Below are 17,646 nucleotides of genomic sequence, written 5' to 3'. Positions count from 1 at the left end.
GCCTATTTGTTTAAATCTCTAGACTTAAGAACTGTTGACGAAGATCATGACTATTAAACGCGCTTTAATCTCTGTTTCAGATAAAACTGGAATCGTTGAATTTGCCCAAAACCTTGCTGCTCTTGGGGTAGAAATTTTATCTACTGGTGGTACATATAAGTTGCTTAAAGACAACAATGTTGCCGTAGTTGAAGTTTCAGAGCACACTGGTTTTCCAGAAATGATGGACGGTCGTGTTAAAACGCTTCATCCGAAAATTCATGGCGGTATTTTGGCTCGCCGTGGTCTAGACGAAGCTGTCATGGCTGAACACAATATTGACGCGATCGATTTAGTTGTGGTTAACCTTTACCCATTTGCGGCAACTGTTGCAAAACCAAACTGTTCACTTGCAGATGCAATTGAAAATATCGACATTGGTGGTCCAACCATGGTTCGTGCTGCTGCGAAAAACCATGCTTCTGTAGGTATTGTGGTGAATGCTGCTGACTATGCAACTGTAATTGCAGAGCTTAAAGCGGATGGTGCATTGTCTCATGCAACACGTTTTGACCTTGCTGTTAAAGCATTTGAACATACTGCACAATACGACGGTATGATTGCATCTTACTTAGGTGCTCGCGTAGGTGTCGAGGCAGGTCAAGCAGATAAATTTGCCCGTACTTTCAATACGCAATTGAACAAAGTTCAAGATTTACGTTACGGTGAAAACCCGCATCAATCTGCTGCTTTTTATGTAGAAGCAACTGCGACTGAAGCATCTGTTTCTACAGCTAAACAGTTACAAGGTAAAGAACTCTCTTATAACAACATTGCAGACACTGACGCAGCACTTGAATGTGTGAAATCATTTGCGAAGCCTGCTTGTGTCATTGTAAAACATGCCAACCCATGTGGTGTTGCTGTTTCACTTGATGGTATCCAAGCAGCTTATGATCTTGCTTATGCAACTGACCCTGAGTCTGCTTTCGGTGGCATCATTGCATTCAACCGTGAATTAGACGTTGCAACTGCTCAAGCGATTGTTGACCGTCAATTCGTCGAAGTGATCATTGCACCAAGTATTGCTGATGGCGTACTTGAAGTGACTGGCGCGAAGAAAAATGTACGTGTACTTGTATGTGGCGAACTTCCTGCAATTGATGCGCGTCAAGCTCAACTTGACTACAAACGTGTAAATGGCGGTTTATTGGTTCAAGACCAAGACTTAGGCATGATCACCAAAGATGACTTAAAAGTTGTGACGAAACGTGCACCAACTGAACAAGAAATCGATGACATGATCTTCGCTTGGAAAGTTGCGAAATATGTGAAATCGAATGCGATTGTTTATGCGAAGAACCGTCAAACGATTGGTGTAGGCGCAGGTCAAATGAGTCGTGTTAACTCTGCTCGTATTGCTGCGATCAAAGCTGAACATGCAGGCTTAGTGGTTGAAGGTGCGGTAATGGCATCTGACGCATTCTTCCCATTCCGTGATGGTATTGATAACGCTGCTAAAGCAGGGATCAAATGCATTATTCAACCGGGTGGTTCTATGCGTGATGAAGAAACAATTGCTGCTGCTGATGAAGCTGGCATTGCGATGGTCTTCACTGGTATGCGTCACTTCCGTCACTAATTGATGGTAAGACTTGTAATGACAATGTCATTTACATTGAAAGACATAGATTTTTAATCTTGCATAAAGTCCTCTCCTATTTTTAGGCTGAGGACTTTATGTCATTTTCGATTCATGGAGTATGAACCGATGAATATTTTAGTTTTAGGTAGTGGCGGCCGTGAACATGCTTTAGCATGGAAAATCGCACAAGACGAAAAAGTAGCAAAAGTGTTTGTTGCACCGGGTAATGCAGGTACAGCAACTGAACCAAAATGCGAAAATGTTGCACTTAACATTTTAGACAACCCTGCGATTATCGACTTTGCTAAAAACAATGCAGTTGAACTGATTGTTGTTGGTCCTGAAGCACCACTTGTAAATGGTGTTGTAGATGCATGCCGCGAAGCTGGCGTAAAAATTTGGGGTCCTACCCAATTTGCAGCGCAATTGGAAGGTTCTAAAGCATTTGCGAAGCATTTCTTAAAACGTCATAACATCCCAACAGCGTTTTATGACGTATTTACAGAAGTCGATGCAGCTAAAGCATTTGTTGAGAAAAATGGTGCGCCGATTGTCATCAAGGCTGATGGTCTTGCTGCAGGTAAAGGTGTAATCGTTGCGATGACCAACCAAGAAGCATTTGATGCCATTGATGACATGCTTGCAGGTAATAAATTTGGTGATGCAGGTTCACGTGTTGTTATTGAAGAATTCCTTGCAGGTGAAGAAGCATCATTCATTTGTATGATTGATGGCGACAACATCTTGCCAATGGCAACTTCACAAGATCATAAACGTATTTTTGAAGGCGACCAAGGTCCAAATACTGGCGGTATGGGTGCTTACTCTCCTGCTCCTGTTGTAACGGCTGAAGTCTTTGATAAAGTGATGAAAGAAGTGATGCGTCCAACTGTAGATGGCATGAAAGCAGATGGTCATGTTTATACAGGTTTCTTATATGCAGGCTTGATGATTGATGAACAAGGTCAACCTAAAGTGATCGAGTTTAACTGTCGTTTTGGTGACCCTGAGACTCAACCCATTATGATGCGTTTAAAATCGTCTTTAGTTGATTTGGTTGAAGCGGGTATTGCGGGTAATTTACCTGCTGAAGCTGAATGGGACGAACGTAAAACTGTTGGTATCGTTTTAGCATCTAAAGGCTACCCTGAAACTTCGAGCAATGGTGATGTGATTTCAGGTTTAGACACCAAAATGACTGATGCCAAAGTATTTCACGCAGGCACGAAAGCACTTGAGAATGGTGACATCGTAACTGCGGGTGGTCGTGTGCTTTGTGTAACTGCCCTTGGCGATACCATTGGTGAAGCGCAAGCCAAAGCATTAGAGCTTTGCCAAAAAGTAACCTTTGATGGTGTGCAATACCGTAAAGATATTGGTTACCGTGCCATTGCACGTGAAAATGCATAAGTCATTTTCAATGTAAATAAAAAACCTGCTGAGGCGGGTTTTTTATTTATCTAAATGCCATTCAATTACTTTTTAATACTTTAAACAATAATATAATCAGATAGATCAAAGCAAAAATGATCAATAACGTCATGATACTTATCGTAAAAATATATGCTATTGACCCTACCTCAACAACATGACTGTTTTTTAATCCAAAATAATGATAAATTGCACAATCCCAAATTTTATAAAATACAAAGAAAAACAATGACGCTCAGTATTTGATAATAAATATTATTTTGCATCTATATCGCACAATGCGATTTATTAAAAATCTATGTACTGTATAAGCTGAGATCTTCTATTATCAAAACACTAGTCCAAATGAATTTGTCGTTGAATCCGGATAACACGTTGCTTAAATCGTTGTGTCAAAGCATATAAAACAATACTCAGCATAAGAAATAAGGTCAAAATTCCCAATAAAACCTTTTGAATCAGTGCTGACCACGACTGTGCATTTTCAATACGAGGCTGTAATTTTTCAGTACTGGCTGTCACTGCTTTTGCATAAACAGCATGTTGCATCGCCCACAGCTGCTCAGGTTTAAAGCCATATTCAAGAAAATGTGGATGGGTGCGTTCAGCCTGAACCAATTGTGTAACATATGCCGTAGCTGTATCTCGATCCTGTGGCTTATGCAATAACGCAGCCTGTCCTAATAGATAGGCTTGTACAGGTTTTGCAGTTTCAGAGTGTTGCAAATACTGAAAAATATGACTTTGTTGAATATTACGATCATAATGCACAAGTTCTTCATAAGCGGACTGTTCATTGTCTTGCCAATCATATTGTAAATACGTTAGCCCTGACCACAACACCACAAAAGCAATGATCCAAGCCACAAATTTAAGTACAAAAGACTGAAAACGCACCAAGAAAAAACGAAATTTCTTTAAAAAACCGACAATGAAAAATGCGCCAATAAATGACACAACAACTTTAAGTAACAACCAACCAAACCATGAAAATAAATTCATCAAATAATTTGGATGCTCAACATAGGCCTGTAAATTTTGGTCTACACTCAACGGAATATGCAGTTGAGCAATAGTTTGTGTCAAACCTAAAAAATGAAAAACCACATCCTGCTGAATAAACAAGCTTAAACCCGTTGCGATAAACACTACACAGCTCAACACAGTCAATGCAGTCAATTTACCTTGGCGCTGTTTTAAACGGGCTAAGCCTGTGTTTAAATCTGCTGACTGTACAGGATAATCTTCTTTAAGTGACAATATGTTCTCCTAAAAGCTTAAGAAGAATGCGTATTTTCCAAAACCAATTGTTTCAAATTACTTTGCAAGGCACGAATCCGCTCAGAAGCTTCCTCACGTTTTTGCACCCCCTCTTTCTGGATTTGAATCACATCATTTACAGTTTTAATGAGGGTATTTTGCACATGTTCAAGGGTTTCAATATCAATCACTGAACGCTGATTGGCTTTGGCAGTATCTACTGAATTTTGATGTAATAAATCCGCATTGCGCTTTAATAAATCATTGGTTGCATCATCGATGGTATTTGCAAGCTGTACACTATTACGCTGTTCATGCAATGAAATAGCCAAACTAATTTGATTTTTCCACGCAGGTAAAGTGATGTTTTTAATCGCATAAAACTTATCAACCAACATCATATTGTTGGATTGGATAATACGAATCATCGGTAAAGTTTGCATTGCAGACTGCTGTAGAACTTGCAAATCACTCACTCGTTTTTCCAAATTATTGGCTAAATGATTTAAATCATAAATTCGCTGATGCGTCTGTTGATCTTGTTCTTGTGTGGTCAGTGTTGAAATTTCTTGCTGTAACTCTTGTTGTTTGAGTTTACCTGCCGCAACATAAATACCTAATTGTTTATATTCCTCTTGTACCGCAGCAAACATTTTGTCTAAAGTGCTGACGCGCGCTTTTAAACCATTTTGTGATGTTTCAATTTCTTTAACTAAACTTTCAATCTGCTCTTTGGTTGAATTAAAATGCTGATCAAAACTTTGCTTAGCCCCTTTAAATTTACTTAAAATGCCACCAAAAAAGCCTGAACTTTTTGACTGATTTAAAATACTTGAGGTATTTAACTGTTGGGCAACTTGTACGACCTGATTGAGTTTTTGTCCTGTGGCATCGAGGTCTTTATTTTTGACCAAATCTAACAATTCATCCGTATAAGATGAGGTTTTAGTTGCAATATTTTTACCATATTCAGCCACTGCATGATGGTCAATATTAAGCAACTCTTTTTGTGCATTGAGCACTTCATGATAGTCATCAGCATTTAAACCAATCTCTTTAAGGCTGAGCTGCTCAAAACGTTGTTGTGAGTCTACCAAAGATTCAACCAAGACATTTTTATCTAATTCTGTCATCACACACCCCTATTTTTGCTCTAATGATTTTTTCAATGAGTTGATCAATTTCTCTCGGCTTTGGTCGAGCTCTTGTACTGACTCTCTCGACTGTTGCTCTGAGTTTTGTTTTAAATGATATTGCCAAGCAGGAATCAACACTTGTTGTGCTTCTTTAAAACGATCCATCAAACTCAATGATAATTGTTGTGTCAGTTGCATTTGCGCCAAAGCAATATCATTACTGGCTTGCAGAGTCTCTAAAGTATGAATTTTTTTCGATAATCGTTCTGCAAAATTATCTAAAGGATGCCTATTTTTGACAAAGGAAGGATATTCACCTAAAAATTCTTGTGCTGCTCGAATATACTTTGCCATTTGTTCACGAAAACCAAGTGCTTGCTGGTAACGTGCTTGTGATTTTTGAATTTCAATGGCCATTTTTTGATTTAAATAATTGGCTTCCTGAATCAAAACATCTAAATCTCTAAAATATTTCACCTGCCCCGCACTAAACTCTAAGTCTAATCCAAGCCATTTTTGTAAAGCATTAAATTTACGCTGTTTGAGCTTTTTTTGCGAATTTGAGAGTTGTTGAATAATTTGTGCAATGACTTGACTAAGTTTCTGTGTCAACTGTGCATCTACGCCGTTGAGTAACACGGATTGTGCTTGAATTAACTGATCTGCATATAAATTTAAACGACTTTGATTATCTAATAGCGGTACCAAATCATTGCGTTTAATCAACAACAATTCCTCAGGATCAATCTGAATATGCTGTAAAGGTGTCAATGAAATCAATTGGGTCATGGCAAAATCATATAAAAATTATACATCTATGTTATGGCTTGCACAGGCATAAAATACAAGTCTTATGCAAACTTATAATACAATTTTAAAATTTTAAATATAGAAATATGTAAACGTTGAGCGTTAAGCTACTGATTTAAATCATCAACAATAAAAAAACCAGTGCAAGCACTGGTTTTTCATGAAGTTATTGATTATTTGTTACGAGCATCTTTATAACGGCGATAACCCGCTAAACTAATAAGACCCAAGATACCAAACCATCCCATTGAACCACCACCACTGTTGCGCACACTATCTGCTGCTGTTGCAGTATTGTTCAATTTTACAGTCGCTTCATTTGAGATCAATCCATCGGCGTCATAAACTGCATAATTAAATTTATAACTGAATGGATCTAAAGTATTTTTATACTGAACGGTAATTTTACCACCATAACAGGTATATAAACGGTCTTCACCCGGACAAGGTCCACTACGTTCTGCACTAAAAAGCAAAGGATCAATTTTTTTAGTAATACGGATTGCTAAATCCTGTCCATTGGCATTGGTATAATAAGCCAATTTGTTTTTTAACTTCTGATCTGTCAAAGCACTAACTAAACCATCACCATCATCATTAACATAATTCAGTAAATCAACGGTGACTTTCTTATCTGAACCTTCTTTCACTGTAAATTCAGCATCTTTGGCAATCGGTGCAATATTACCAAATGTGCCTAAAATGTAGGCTGAAGATGATTTAGTTCGATCCGCGTTTAATCTCAAAGTGTATTGACAAAATTCTTTATCACCTGTTGGCGTAACATGGTCATCAACACGCCACATTTTGATCAAACCTAAGCTTGCATCCCATTCACACTTAAGATTTGCATCTGGCTTAATATTTTCAACATTTTCAGAAATGTTACCGATACCTTTAGCATTGACTTCAACCAAATAATTCTGAGCATTCAAATGTTTAATTTCTCGTCCGCCATTTCCTAACTCAATCTCATGTGGCAGGTTTGAAACAAATGGATCAAAGAAAATAGTACGATATTTTTGCTTGGTTTTAATATTTGCAAGATTGCTATATTTGGCTTGCTCTGCTTTGTAATACGGTAAGAATTCAGGTTTGGTGGTTTTATCTTCAATTAAGGTTTTAAACTTGTCAGCATAACCTTTGTATTGATCCAATAACGTCACGACAGAACCGTTGGTTAATTCTGCTTTAAATGCAGTTAAACGTACAATTTCTGTTGAACCAATATCACATGAGTTGGATTGATCTGAGGTTTTGGACTCGCTCGCATTGACTCGACCTACCCCTCGTTGATCATATCCACTACAAGAGTATGCTTTGGTATCGACTAAACTTACACTCGCCCCTTTGATATTTAGAGGGAAATATAAAGGCATAAAACCTGTATATTGTGATGCAGGTTGTAAACTACTCAATACACTTGAAAATGCAATATTGCTCAAATCTACTGAATTTTTTACAGCTTCAGTGGCTGTGACTTTAGCAGGTAATTCACAACTTGAGTTTGCACTATTTGCTGATAATGCCCATGCATTTTTTTCCACAGTCATATTTGGCTTATCAACTGTTGCCAAGTCATTGCCTGTATAACGACACGATTTACCATTGCCATTATAAGCGAGGACATTAAAACCTAAGGTCTTACTGGTTGGAGCATTATATAAGAAGGTTGACCATGCTGAATTTTTAACGATGGTATTACTGAGCAATACAATACTTGATAAGTCGCTCAAACTTACATTGCCTTGTGGTGTTACTGCACTAAATTGAATAATACTGCCGTTATTTGCATTTGCTGTATTTTCAGTGATGGTATTTGCAGAAAAGTTCACATCAGGCTGACCACAAAATGCAAACATACTATTGCTATTTGCCGCACCATTGCCTAAAAAGCTTGCACTCGAAATTGCAATACTGCGTTTGGTATCATTTAACTGATCACTACAGGTCATTGCTAAGAGGCTACCTGTAACTGCATTATTCTTTTGAAAGGTACCATGCGTAATGGTTAAATCACTATGGGTACCATTCAAATAAATTGCGCCACCAGTTTGTGCATTCGAATTTTCAATCGAAACATTATTTAAAATTGTTGGTCCGCCTAGATAAAGCGCTCCGCCTGCATTGGTGCGCTCATTTTTACTTGAACCATTGATTAATTTTAAATTAGTCAAAGTTAAACTCGGTGCACTGGTATTATTGGTATTAAAAATACGTGATAATCCCTGTGCATTAATGGTGGTTTTTAGTGCAGTTGCCGCAGGATAACTATTTGTTAATACATCAGGTTTGCTATAGTCTGCTGGTTCTTTGCCCACAATCAGCATCGCTGAACTTGGCTGCAATTCTGACTTTAATTGATATTCACCTGCTTCCAACTGAATCACATTCGTGACTGTACTATGCGGTTGTCCCGCACTACAGCCACCAAATGCCTTATGTGTAGACGCGGTGATTACCGCTTCACGCAAAGAACATTTATCTGTATTTTCACCATTTTCATCGGCAAATGTGGTGACATAAATTGTTCGATCTTCTGCCGCCATTAATGACATTGCAGATAAAACCATTAGGGTTAAAACCCCTTTTTTATAATGTTTCATCACTTATTTCCTTATTATTTTTTAGTTCTGCGTAATCCGATCAAGCCAAATAAAGTGAATAATGCAATAACACCAACACCACCACCCGAAGTTTTTACTTTTTTATCTTCAAAATTATTCACAGGTGCTTGTACAACGCGTGCATTAATTGCGATATAAGGCTCAGTATTGTCGCTAAAATACGTGGTTGAGGTCACCACTTTTAACTGAAACTCATCTGAACCATGCCAATTACCATTCGGGACATAAGTAATATCACCATCTTGGGTTACTGTTAATGTGCCTTTTGAAGGCGTATTGGTTTGCACAACTTTTAAACAACCTGGTTTCCAAGGACTACCATCGGTCGGTTTGCCAAATAATGCTGTACATTGTGCAGGCGTAACCAATTCACCATCTTGTAATTGATCTGGAAGAGCTAGTTTTACAGATGCGCCATTTTCAGTATTGGTTGAAAGACTAAATTTAGCGATTTCACCATAGTGAATATCTTCACCGACCGTCGTATTTGTACTAGTATCTACAGACAATTCAATTGCCCCACGGTCACATAACTTAGCATTATTTGGACGTTTTGTATTACGCTGATCCACTACACAAGCCAAGAGGTCACTATTTTGTGGACCTTTATTCACAATAGGTGAGTCTGCGATGGTTTTATAACTTTCAATTAAGCGAGGCTTGAAGAAACTCATCACTGTATCTTTTGCAGGATTATATGGGCATAAAATTCCTGTTGAACCTAGATCACACTTACCTTCTGTGGTTTTACCTGCAATTAAAGTGGTATTGCCCAAAGCTTGCGCCCCTGTACCACCACACCCCACAGAATAAAGGTTATTACTGATCTGATTGGCTTCACCACCAGCAACGATTTTACAGTCTTGCGAACCATTTTTTGCCAAAATACTATTGGCAACATAGCCTTTTTTGTTTGGCGCATTCACAACCAAGCCCATGCTATTTAAAATCATCGTAGTGTTAATCACTTGCATATCATCTAAGACTTTGATGATATAGCCTTTATTATTAAAAATCGTACTGCTAAAAATACCACGTGTCAGTGTAGATGCAGATAAGTTTTTACTGATCTCTGCACTAAAAGGTGACTTTGCCTCAAATAATGATGAGTTACTATCAGTCACTTCATTATCACGCACAACAGACTGCGCAATCAAAAATTGTGGCACTTCACTATAAACCACACCACCTTGTGCTGCTTTGTTACCTTTGATAAATGACTTTTCAATACTCACCACACTCCAGTTAAAACTTGAGCCTGGAACACCTGCATTATAAATTGCACCACCTTGATCGGCAGTACCATTTAAAAGACGTGCATTGGTAATGGAGAGTGCTTCATTATTGTAAATCAAGCCACCTTGTGCCTCACAACGACTTGTACCACAACCCTGTAACGTAAGCTCTGAAAGATTGACTGAAATTTTTGCATCTTTTTCAGCTTGCGTTTGGTTCTTATCACCAGGCAAGAGAACTTTTTTAATATTAAATAAACGATGATTACCTGATGCTTTGATTACAGCATTCGACAATCCGACCTGACTGTTCGCATCTGTTACCGTAGTATCATAAACTGATCTTATATCAACACTTTGTGCAATAGAAATTTGACTTTTCAAGACATATTCTTGTTTGCCTTTCAGTTCAATCACTGCTGAGGTTTCTTTACCACCACAGCCATTGAAACCCGCTTCAGGCAAGCCTTTATTGACATATTCAATCGCTTCACGAAGGGAACATTGGTCATCGGCTTTTACAACATCTTCTGTTGTTGTCACCACAATATTTGCACTAAATGCATGACCAGTAATACATAATAATCCTAAGCCTATGTCCCGTTTGAGCATTATAGTCTCCTTGATTTCTTTTAATTATTTCTTATAAGCCAGCATAAAGCTTTGCTAACATTCCTTGTGCGTACTTTGTCACAGCTTAATAAAATTCTCAAGAATTTTATTGTGGACGGTACTCATCGATCAGTGCATAGATTTGTCTCAGTGTTGCATGAGAAAGTTTTACCTTCTCACCTTTCAATAATTTTTCCAAACGATCCACTGACTGCAACAGTGTACTGGTTTGATGTGCACCATGTAATAGCAGATATTCGGTTATTTGTGGATCAAAATGTAGACCGCGCCGTGCTAAGACAGAATTTAATAATGCCTGACGGTCTGCATAAGAATGTCCATTTGGAACTTTGACGCTTACAGCTTGGGTTAAGCGAGACTGTAAATCTGGTAACTCTAATTTTAATTCAATCGGAGCAAAACGTGATGAAAAGACCAACTGACCACCGTCTTCATTATTACTATTAATTAAATGAAAAACTGCTTTTTGCCAATGTGGTACACCACTGATCGCTTCAATATCATCCAATGCAACTAAATCATAGGTTTCTAAAGCACTAATCGCCTCAATCGGAGCATCAAGCAACTCTAAAAGAGAAACTTTGATCGCAGATTTACCTATTTCTAAATAGGAATCACAAATCGCTGAAAGCAAGTGGCTTTTTCCCGATCCCGCTCCACCATAAATATAGAAACGGTTCATCAAACCTGCATGTAATTGTCTGACTGCATCAATTACAGGTCCCCAACCTGGGCCAGAAAAATCACTGATTTTGGCATCTAGTTGTGGCTCTATATCCAACTGTAATTGACGCATATATTTTCATTATTCCTTAAGAACAGATCATTATTTGGTTGAGGGTTCGTCATTATGTTGCGTGTTTTGAATCTCAAGATCAAGATTAATATGCTCACTTTCTATTGAAACTATATGGCTATTTTCATTATTTTCAATGCCAACTGAGGTAGAGTCCTGATAAAGTGAACTTCGTTCATACCATTCTCGTGCATGTTTCAATAGCACAACAATAACCGCAGCAACAGGTAGCGCGATGAGCATCCCCATAAAGCCTGCTAATTGTGCTCCTGCCAACACGGCAAAAACCACAGCGACAGGCGATAATCCGATTTTATCGCCTAATAAGAATGGTTGTAAAACATAACCTTCAATAATTTGTCCTACCCCAAATACCACTAGAACCAGCACTAAATGTGTCCAGTCCAAGCCGAATTGGAAAAATGCCGCAATCATCGCTGCAATAATGCCTACACCAAAACCCAAGTAAGGAATAATGCTACACAAGCCTGCAACCATACCAATGATCAAGCCAACTTCAAGCCCAACCAACTGTAAGCCAACCGCATACACAACACCAAGTAAAAACATGACAAGGAATTGTCCTTTCACAAAGGCACCTAAAACACTGTGACATTCACCCACAATTTTTAAAGTACTTTGTTCATAAGCACGAGGAATTAAATTTCTCATACTCGTTAACATACGATTCCAATCTAAGAGAAAATAAAATGCAATAATCGGAATAAGTACAATTGTACCGCCAATGGAAATAAAACTTAGCCCCGATTGCGCAATTTTAAGTGCCATCGCTTGAATACTGTCTGCACTGTAATTGGTTTGTACATATTCCATAACAACTTTGGAAATTTGATCTGTGTCGAGTTCCATACGTTCAACATTAAACGTCTGAGAAACCCAAGGCAACAAGGTATAATTGACCCAATGGATGGCCGCAGGAATACTATCTCGCGCATAAATCAATTGCTTCCACACTAAAGGCACTACAAACCACATTGCCCAAGTCAGAACAATACCAATGCCAACAAATACAACTGAAATCGCTAACCAACGTGGTAAAAACTTATCAAGCTTTTCCACAATCGGGCTAAATAAATAAGCTAATAAAAAAGCGCCAATAAATGGCACTACTACAGGCTTAAGCAAATATAAAACCCAGAGTATCAGTGCGATCCCTGCGAGGATAAAAATTCGTTTTAATGTCCGATCGCGCATACAATTATGCCTTTTTCAGGTTTATTCATTATAGAAAGTAAAATATTTCAATAAAGATAGCATTTTGGTACAGAAATAACATAAGAGTTTCGTATATTCGGGTATAATCGCCGCGCGAATGCGGAGACTTCAAATATGAGCAACTCAACTTCTACCCCAAACACTGGTTTAAGCTATAAAGACGCTGGTGTCGATATTGAAGCGGGCGACGCACTTGTCGATCGCATCAAATCTGTCGCTAAACGTACCACTCGTCCTGAAGTAATGGGCGGTCTAGGCGGCTTCGGCGCACTTTGTAAAATTCCTAAAGGTTATGAAGAACCTGTTCTCGTATCTGGCACAGACGGTGTTGGTACAAAATTACGTTTAGCATTGAACTTAAACCGTCATGACACGATTGGTCAAGACTTGGTTGCAATGTGTGTAAACGATCTTCTCGTATGTGGTGCTGAACCATTATTCTTCCTTGACTACTATGCAACAGGTCACTTAAATGTTGATGTTGCTGCCAATGTTGTTACGGGTATTGGTAAAGGTTGTGAGCTTGCAGGCTGTGCATTGGTCGGTGGTGAAACTGCTGAAATGCCAGGCATGTATGAAGGCGAAGACTATGACTTAGCAGGTTTCTGTGTAGGTGTGGTTGAGCAAAGCAAAATTATTGACGGCAGCAAAGTAAAAGCGGGTGATGTTTTGATTGGTGTAGCATCTTCAGGTGCACATTCAAACGGTTACTCATTGCTTCGTAAAATCCTCGATGTCAAAAATGTTGATTTAACACAAATTGTGGATGGTCGCCCACTTGCAGATACAGCAATGGAACCAACACGCATTTATGTAAAATCAATTCTTGAATTAATCAAACAAGTTGATGTTCACGCGATGGCGCATATCACGGGTGGCGGTTTACCAGGTAACTTACCACGTGTATTACCAAATGGTGCACAAGCGGTAATTAATGAATCTTCTTGGCAATGGCCAGAATTGTTCCAACTCCTCCAAAAAGAAGGTGGTGTTGACCAATTCGAAATGTACCGTGCATTTAACTGTGGTGTAGGTATGGTGATAGCTGTTGATGCAAACGATGCAGACAAAACAGTTCAGTTGCTCAACACATTGGGTGAAAAAGCATGGAAACTGGGTTTCATCCAAGATAATGCTGAATCTGTTGAAGGTGCTGACGAAAAAATCCGCGTGATTTTCGCATAATTCAGTCATCAATCCCATGATCAAAATTGCTGTACTTGTTTCTGGTAGTGGAAGTAACTTACAAGCCCTGATTGATGCAAATCTTTCAGGGAAAATTGTAGGGGTTATTTCCAATAAACCTGAAGCTTATGCTTTACAACGTGCACAACACGCAGGCATCTCAACTGCCATCATTGAACACAAACAATTTCCGAATCGTGAAGCTTTTGATGCGGTGATGCATCAACAATTACTCGATTGGGATGTTGATTTGGTGATTCTTGCGGGCTTTATGCGAATTCTGAGTGCAGGCTTTGTCAATGCTTGGCAGGGGAAAATGGTGAATATACACCCTTCTCTATTACCCCATTACAAAGGCATGCATACGCATCAACGTGTTTTAAATACGGGTGATATGCTACATGGTTGTACGGTGCATTACGTCACAGCAGAACTCGATGCAGGTCAAGCCCTGACGCAAGGTGTGGTTCAAGTTCATTTACATGACACTGTCGACACTTTAGCTGAACGAGTACATACGCTTGAACACTTGATTTATCCACAAGCAGTTGAATGGATCTGTAATGGTACGATTCAGCATATGGAAAATGGTCAAGTCCTGTATAAGGGTCAAGTATTAAAACAACCTATTCAGTTCTGTAAATTTTAAAAAATGTGTAATTTAATAACGCATCTTCGGATGCGTTTTTTATTACTTGGAAAATTATACTATCAATCTGGTTCTGTAGTATTAAGCTGTATTATGTTAATTTTAAATATTCTTAAAAGGGATTAGGTAATAAAACAGGTCCATGATCATCTCTTTTTTCTAAACACCACACTGCATTTTTGCTATCAATAATATCATCTTCCAAAATATATTTAGCTTCTTCTGGAAATTCTTGACCAACTATTAAATGCTGTGGAAATCCCTCAAAATCAAATGGTTTCCACATCCCTGAATACGGAACAAGTTGACGATCATATTTATATTTACCCAGTACGTGGAGTAATTCTTGTTTTTTGCCTTGAGGATTAAATATTCCCTTTTCAAAGTTATCATTATTCCAACGATGTAACCAATAATATGTTTGTGGGTAGGAATATAGATTACCTTGGTTACCTGTATGTAAAGCATCAAAAGGTTTTTTAGTCATAATAATTCGGCATAATTGATTAACAACAACATAGCTTAAAGGTAAAGGTTCTTTGACATTAGCTAAACGAGGAATATCTCCCGCTTGTAAAATTAAGCATCCATTTATCTCAGAATTTTTCACGTCCGGATAATTTTTCAAGGTTTCTTGATAATAAGGTTGTTGAATCACTTTATCTTTTAATCTAGCCCCAATAAAAGTTTGCCAACTTATACTTCTGAGACCGGTTTGCCATTCATGTTTAGAAAATGCTCCTCCATCGGGCGTAATTCCCCAATATTTATGGGTAATATCATATTCATAAGATTGAAATGGGTGTCGATCATAAGGCGTTTTTAGAGTCAGTCCAGCATAACCATGAAAAACAGAAAAAGAATGAATAAATAGATGAATCCACTGTTGATATTCCTCTAAACCTTCTTTTGTTTCAATGGTTGATAAAGGCAGAGTAAGACTAGCATAAGAGAGTTTTAACTTTTGATCTGTTGCAGATTCTGAATCAGGATATGCTGTGAAAAACTCAAGCACATAGTCATCTGCAAACTCACCGTCTTCATCAGAAGATAAATAGTAAGTGAATAAATCGTCATTGGCTTGAATATTTTGTTCAGCTTTTTTTAAAAAGTTTTGATAGTTTTTTTCATTAAACTTTACAAAACCTCGGTTACTCTGTGTGAACTGAGCTTTCAAATGTGGAGCGTATTTCTGTTTAAACTGCGCTATGATCTCTAATGCTTTACGTTTAGATTCTGCTGTTGCACCATCTAAATAATAGAGTTGAATGGTGAGTGCTAATTTTGCCAATGGTCGATTTTGATCATCGATTAATCTTAATTCTCGTTCGGCTTTTTTTAGTTCTAAAATCAGGTCTTGTTGCTCAGGTACTTTTAATTCAACGTCTTTCACAAAAATTTTCCTTAATCTCAATACTATTTAAAAAGCAGGTGAAAGCTTTATGGCACAAAATTGTAAATCTTATATAGAGAAGTTATTCATAAATCAAAAAATATGCAAATTAATGTTTTTCATTTAGGCAACTTGTGTACTTTTTAAGTTAATTTCTCTGAAAATTGAATAAATACAAGCTACTATTTATTTTATAGATAAATTAAAACAAATAGTCATCAATCCTGTGGAGAAATTAAATGCTCAAATCAGTCCTTATTTCAAGTTGTGCGGTTTTAACCTTAAGTATGGCGGGTTGTGCAACTATGTCCAATCCTTCTACTGAACGTAATTTAAATGACCTACAAAATAAAAATTGGGTGGTTAGTGAACTTTATGGCACCAAACTCGCTGCTGATCCAACACAATCTGACGTTCCATCTATACAGTTTAACAATGAGCGCGTCAGTGGTTCAGATGGTTGTAATCGCTTTATGGGCGGCTATGCGGTCAAAGGCACACAAATTCAATTCTCTAATCTAGCATCAACACAAAGAGCATGTCTGAATGCAACGGATATTCCACAAAAATATACCCAAGCTTTAGGTCAAGTCACCCACTATGATGCCTCTAAAAAAGAGTTGAAATTTTTAGATGCCAATAACAAAGTGGTGATCAAATTTGATCATGTGAAATAACTTTAGATTTTATTTAAAATAAAGTAAAAATAAGCACTTAAAAGTGCTTATTTTTTAGTATGAATAGTTAAAACACAAATAACAGGACTAATCTTTTGGAATTTGGATTAAGTCTTTAATTAACTGTACCACTTCTACAGGATGCTCCAAAGGAAACATATGCCCCCCTGAAGTGATGCTAAAAGGAATACCTAATTTTTTCTGAATCATTTGCGGAAATTTTCGAGTTAAAAATGGACTTTCCGATCCCACCACCAACTGCGCTGTAATCGGTGGTTTGGCTTTAGGTAACCACCAAGAAATTGAATTGGTACGAAAAATATCGACCTCATCATATTTAGAAATTGCCAGCTCTACTCCACCGCGGACAGGATCATCCACTAGAGCATACTGAATATAATCATGAAAACAGTCTGCATCAAAATGTTGATAAAAACCTTTTGGTCGCAGTAGTAACGCAGCTTGTTCACGCGATTCCCAATGATCTCGGCGTTTAATGCTCAAACCTGCCGGAGTGATTTTATCGACCATTTTTGGATGAAAAATTTTGGTGAGGAACAGTGCAAATGAGGCTTGTCCTACAATTAAAGGAGGATCAAGCAAAATTACTTTTTCAAATAATTCTGGTCGCTTATAAGATGCCATCAAGGTTAAGACAGCGCCCAAAGAATGTCCCAAACCAATGACTTTACGTCCTTGTGCTTGCTGCACAATACTATCGATCACTTGATCAACCAAATCCTGCCAACCTTGTGTAATTGGATAGCGGCGATCTGGACCAAGTAATGGCACATAAATAACGTCATATTGATCACTTAAAAGATCAAATAATTTTGAATAGACTTTCGAGGGCACACCATTTGCATGCGCAAAATGAATCAGTGGTTTGGACTGCTTTGAACGACACATGTTTTTCAATTTCTACTGGTTTAAATGATGAAAAAAGCTTCTTCC

General features: G+C 37.9%; 14 protein-coding genes. 5 read left to right on the top strand and 9 right to left on the bottom strand.

Annotation, left to right across the window (positions count from 1 at the left end; genetic code table 11):
* Nucleotides 1-46: 46 nt before the first annotated feature.
* Entirely contained in the window at nucleotides 47-1,621 is a 1,575-nt protein-coding gene (purH, locus tag HX129_RS06465) for a bifunctional phosphoribosylaminoimidazolecarboxamide formyltransferase/IMP cyclohydrolase (RefSeq protein ID WP_130072847.1), read from the top strand.
* 129 nt (nucleotides 1,622-1,750) lie between these two features.
* Nucleotides 1,751-3,034: a phosphoribosylamine--glycine ligase gene (gene purD, locus HX129_RS06460; RefSeq protein ID WP_286433031.1), complete on the top strand. Its 1,284-nt coding sequence runs from the start codon at nucleotides 1,751-1,753 to the stop codon at nucleotides 3,032-3,034.
* A gap of 357 nt (nucleotides 3,035-3,391) precedes the next feature.
* On the opposite strand, the gene HX129_RS06455 is transcribed toward purD, so the two are convergent.
* The 7 genes from HX129_RS06455 to cxpE form a co-directional block, all read right to left on the bottom strand.
* Nucleotides 3,392-4,315 carry a hypothetical protein gene (locus tag HX129_RS06455; protein ID WP_286436085.1) on the bottom strand — a complete coding sequence of 308 codons (924 nt, stop codon included), beginning with the start codon at nucleotides 4,313-4,315 and terminating at the stop codon, nucleotides 3,392-3,394.
* A gap of 17 nt (nucleotides 4,316-4,332) precedes the next feature.
* Nucleotides 4,333-5,448, bottom strand: a complete 1,116-nt coding sequence (locus HX129_RS06450; RefSeq protein ID WP_286433035.1) for a toxic anion resistance protein — start codon at nucleotides 5,446-5,448, stop codon at nucleotides 4,333-4,335.
* Between the two features lie 9 nt (nucleotides 5,449-5,457).
* Entirely contained in the window at nucleotides 5,458-6,240 is a 783-nt protein-coding gene (locus HX129_RS06445) for a tellurium resistance protein (protein WP_286433037.1), read from the bottom strand.
* 194 nt (nucleotides 6,241-6,434) lie between these two features.
* Entirely contained in the window at nucleotides 6,435-8,867 is a 2,433-nt protein-coding gene (locus tag HX129_RS06440) for a CSLREA domain-containing protein (protein WP_286433039.1), read from the bottom strand.
* 14 nt (nucleotides 8,868-8,881) lie between these two features.
* Nucleotides 8,882-10,735 (bottom strand): rhombotarget A, encoded by a 1,854-nt coding sequence (rbtA, locus tag HX129_RS06435; protein WP_286433041.1) that lies wholly within the window; start codon nucleotides 10,733-10,735, stop codon nucleotides 8,882-8,884.
* Nucleotides 10,736-10,841: 106 nt separating this feature from the next.
* Nucleotides 10,842-11,552 (bottom strand): DnaA regulatory inactivator Hda, encoded by a 711-nt coding sequence (hda, locus tag HX129_RS06430; protein ID WP_130072854.1) that lies wholly within the window; start codon nucleotides 11,550-11,552, stop codon nucleotides 10,842-10,844.
* A gap of 30 nt (nucleotides 11,553-11,582) precedes the next feature.
* A complete protein-coding gene (gene cxpE / locus HX129_RS06425) occupies nucleotides 11,583-12,767 on the bottom strand; it encodes a chloramphenicol efflux transporter CxpE (RefSeq protein WP_180044859.1) in 1,185 nt (394 codons plus the stop codon).
* A 135-nt stretch (nucleotides 12,768-12,902) separates the two neighbouring features.
* Between cxpE and purM the strand changes: the two genes are divergently transcribed.
* On the top strand, nucleotides 12,903-13,973 hold the full coding sequence (gene purM, locus HX129_RS06420) for a phosphoribosylformylglycinamidine cyclo-ligase (RefSeq protein ID WP_130072856.1): 1,071 nt from the start codon (nucleotides 12,903-12,905) through the stop codon (nucleotides 13,971-13,973).
* 16 nt (nucleotides 13,974-13,989) lie between these two features.
* On the top strand, nucleotides 13,990-14,622 hold the full coding sequence (gene purN, locus HX129_RS06415) for a phosphoribosylglycinamide formyltransferase (protein WP_130072857.1): 633 nt from the start codon (nucleotides 13,990-13,992) through the stop codon (nucleotides 14,620-14,622).
* Between the two features lie 112 nt (nucleotides 14,623-14,734).
* Here the strand turns inward: purN and HX129_RS06410 are convergent, their stop codons facing one another.
* On the bottom strand, nucleotides 14,735-16,015 hold the full coding sequence (locus HX129_RS06410; protein WP_286433042.1) for a type VI immunity family protein: 1,281 nt from the start codon (nucleotides 16,013-16,015) through the stop codon (nucleotides 14,735-14,737).
* Between the two features lie 239 nt (nucleotides 16,016-16,254).
* Here HX129_RS06410 and HX129_RS06405 point away from each other — a divergent pair, with 239 nt between their 5' ends.
* Nucleotides 16,255-16,692 carry an META domain-containing protein gene (locus tag HX129_RS06405; protein ID WP_130072859.1) on the top strand — a complete coding sequence of 146 codons (438 nt, stop codon included), beginning with the start codon at nucleotides 16,255-16,257 and terminating at the stop codon, nucleotides 16,690-16,692.
* 87 nt (nucleotides 16,693-16,779) lie between these two features.
* Here the strand turns inward: HX129_RS06405 and HX129_RS06400 are convergent, their stop codons facing one another.
* The gene (locus HX129_RS06400; RefSeq protein ID WP_130072860.1) at nucleotides 16,780-17,601 is read right to left on the bottom strand and encodes an alpha/beta hydrolase; all 822 of its coding nucleotides are present in this window, start codon (nucleotides 17,599-17,601) and stop codon (nucleotides 16,780-16,782) included.
* Nucleotides 17,602-17,646 lie beyond the last annotated feature (45 nt).

The organism is Acinetobacter sp. 251-1 (genome assembly GCF_030329305.1).
Lineage (GTDB): Bacteria > Pseudomonadota > Gammaproteobacteria > Pseudomonadales > Moraxellaceae > Acinetobacter > Acinetobacter piscicola_A.
This window is presented reverse-complemented; position numbering and strand designations above follow the sequence as displayed.

Bases quoted from the DNA above. Each gene is read 5' to 3' on its own strand.
- HX129_RS06400 (WP_130072860.1), bottom strand. From the start codon at position 17,601: ATGTGTCGTTCAAAGCAGTCCAAACCACTGATTCATTTTGCGCATGCA.
- purD (WP_286433031.1), top strand. From the start codon at position 1,751: ATGAATATTTTAGTTTTAGGTAGTGGCGGCCGTGAACATGCTTTAGCA.
- HX129_RS06445 (WP_286433037.1), bottom strand. From the start codon at position 6,240: ATGACCCAATTGATTTCATTGACACCTTTACAGCATATTCAGATTGAT.
- HX129_RS06440 (WP_286433039.1), bottom strand. From the start codon at position 8,867: ATGAAACATTATAAAAAAGGGGTTTTAACCCTAATGGTTTTATCTGCA.
- hda (WP_130072854.1), bottom strand. From the start codon at position 11,552: ATGCGTCAATTACAGTTGGATATAGAGCCACAACTAGATGCCAAAATC.
- HX129_RS06450 (WP_286433035.1), bottom strand. From the start codon at position 5,448: ATGACAGAATTAGATAAAAATGTCTTGGTTGAATCTTTGGTAGACTCA.
- rbtA (WP_286433041.1), bottom strand. From the start codon at position 10,735: ATGCTCAAACGGGACATAGGCTTAGGATTATTATGTATTACTGGTCAT.
- HX129_RS06405 (WP_130072859.1), top strand. From the start codon at position 16,255: ATGCTCAAATCAGTCCTTATTTCAAGTTGTGCGGTTTTAACCTTAAGT.
- cxpE (WP_180044859.1), bottom strand. From the start codon at position 12,767: ATGCGCGATCGGACATTAAAACGAATTTTTATCCTCGCAGGGATCGCA.
- purH (WP_130072847.1), top strand. From the start codon at position 47: ATGACTATTAAACGCGCTTTAATCTCTGTTTCAGATAAAACTGGAATC.
- purN (WP_130072857.1), top strand. From the start codon at position 13,990: ATGATCAAAATTGCTGTACTTGTTTCTGGTAGTGGAAGTAACTTACAA.
- purM (WP_130072856.1), top strand. From the start codon at position 12,903: ATGAGCAACTCAACTTCTACCCCAAACACTGGTTTAAGCTATAAAGAC.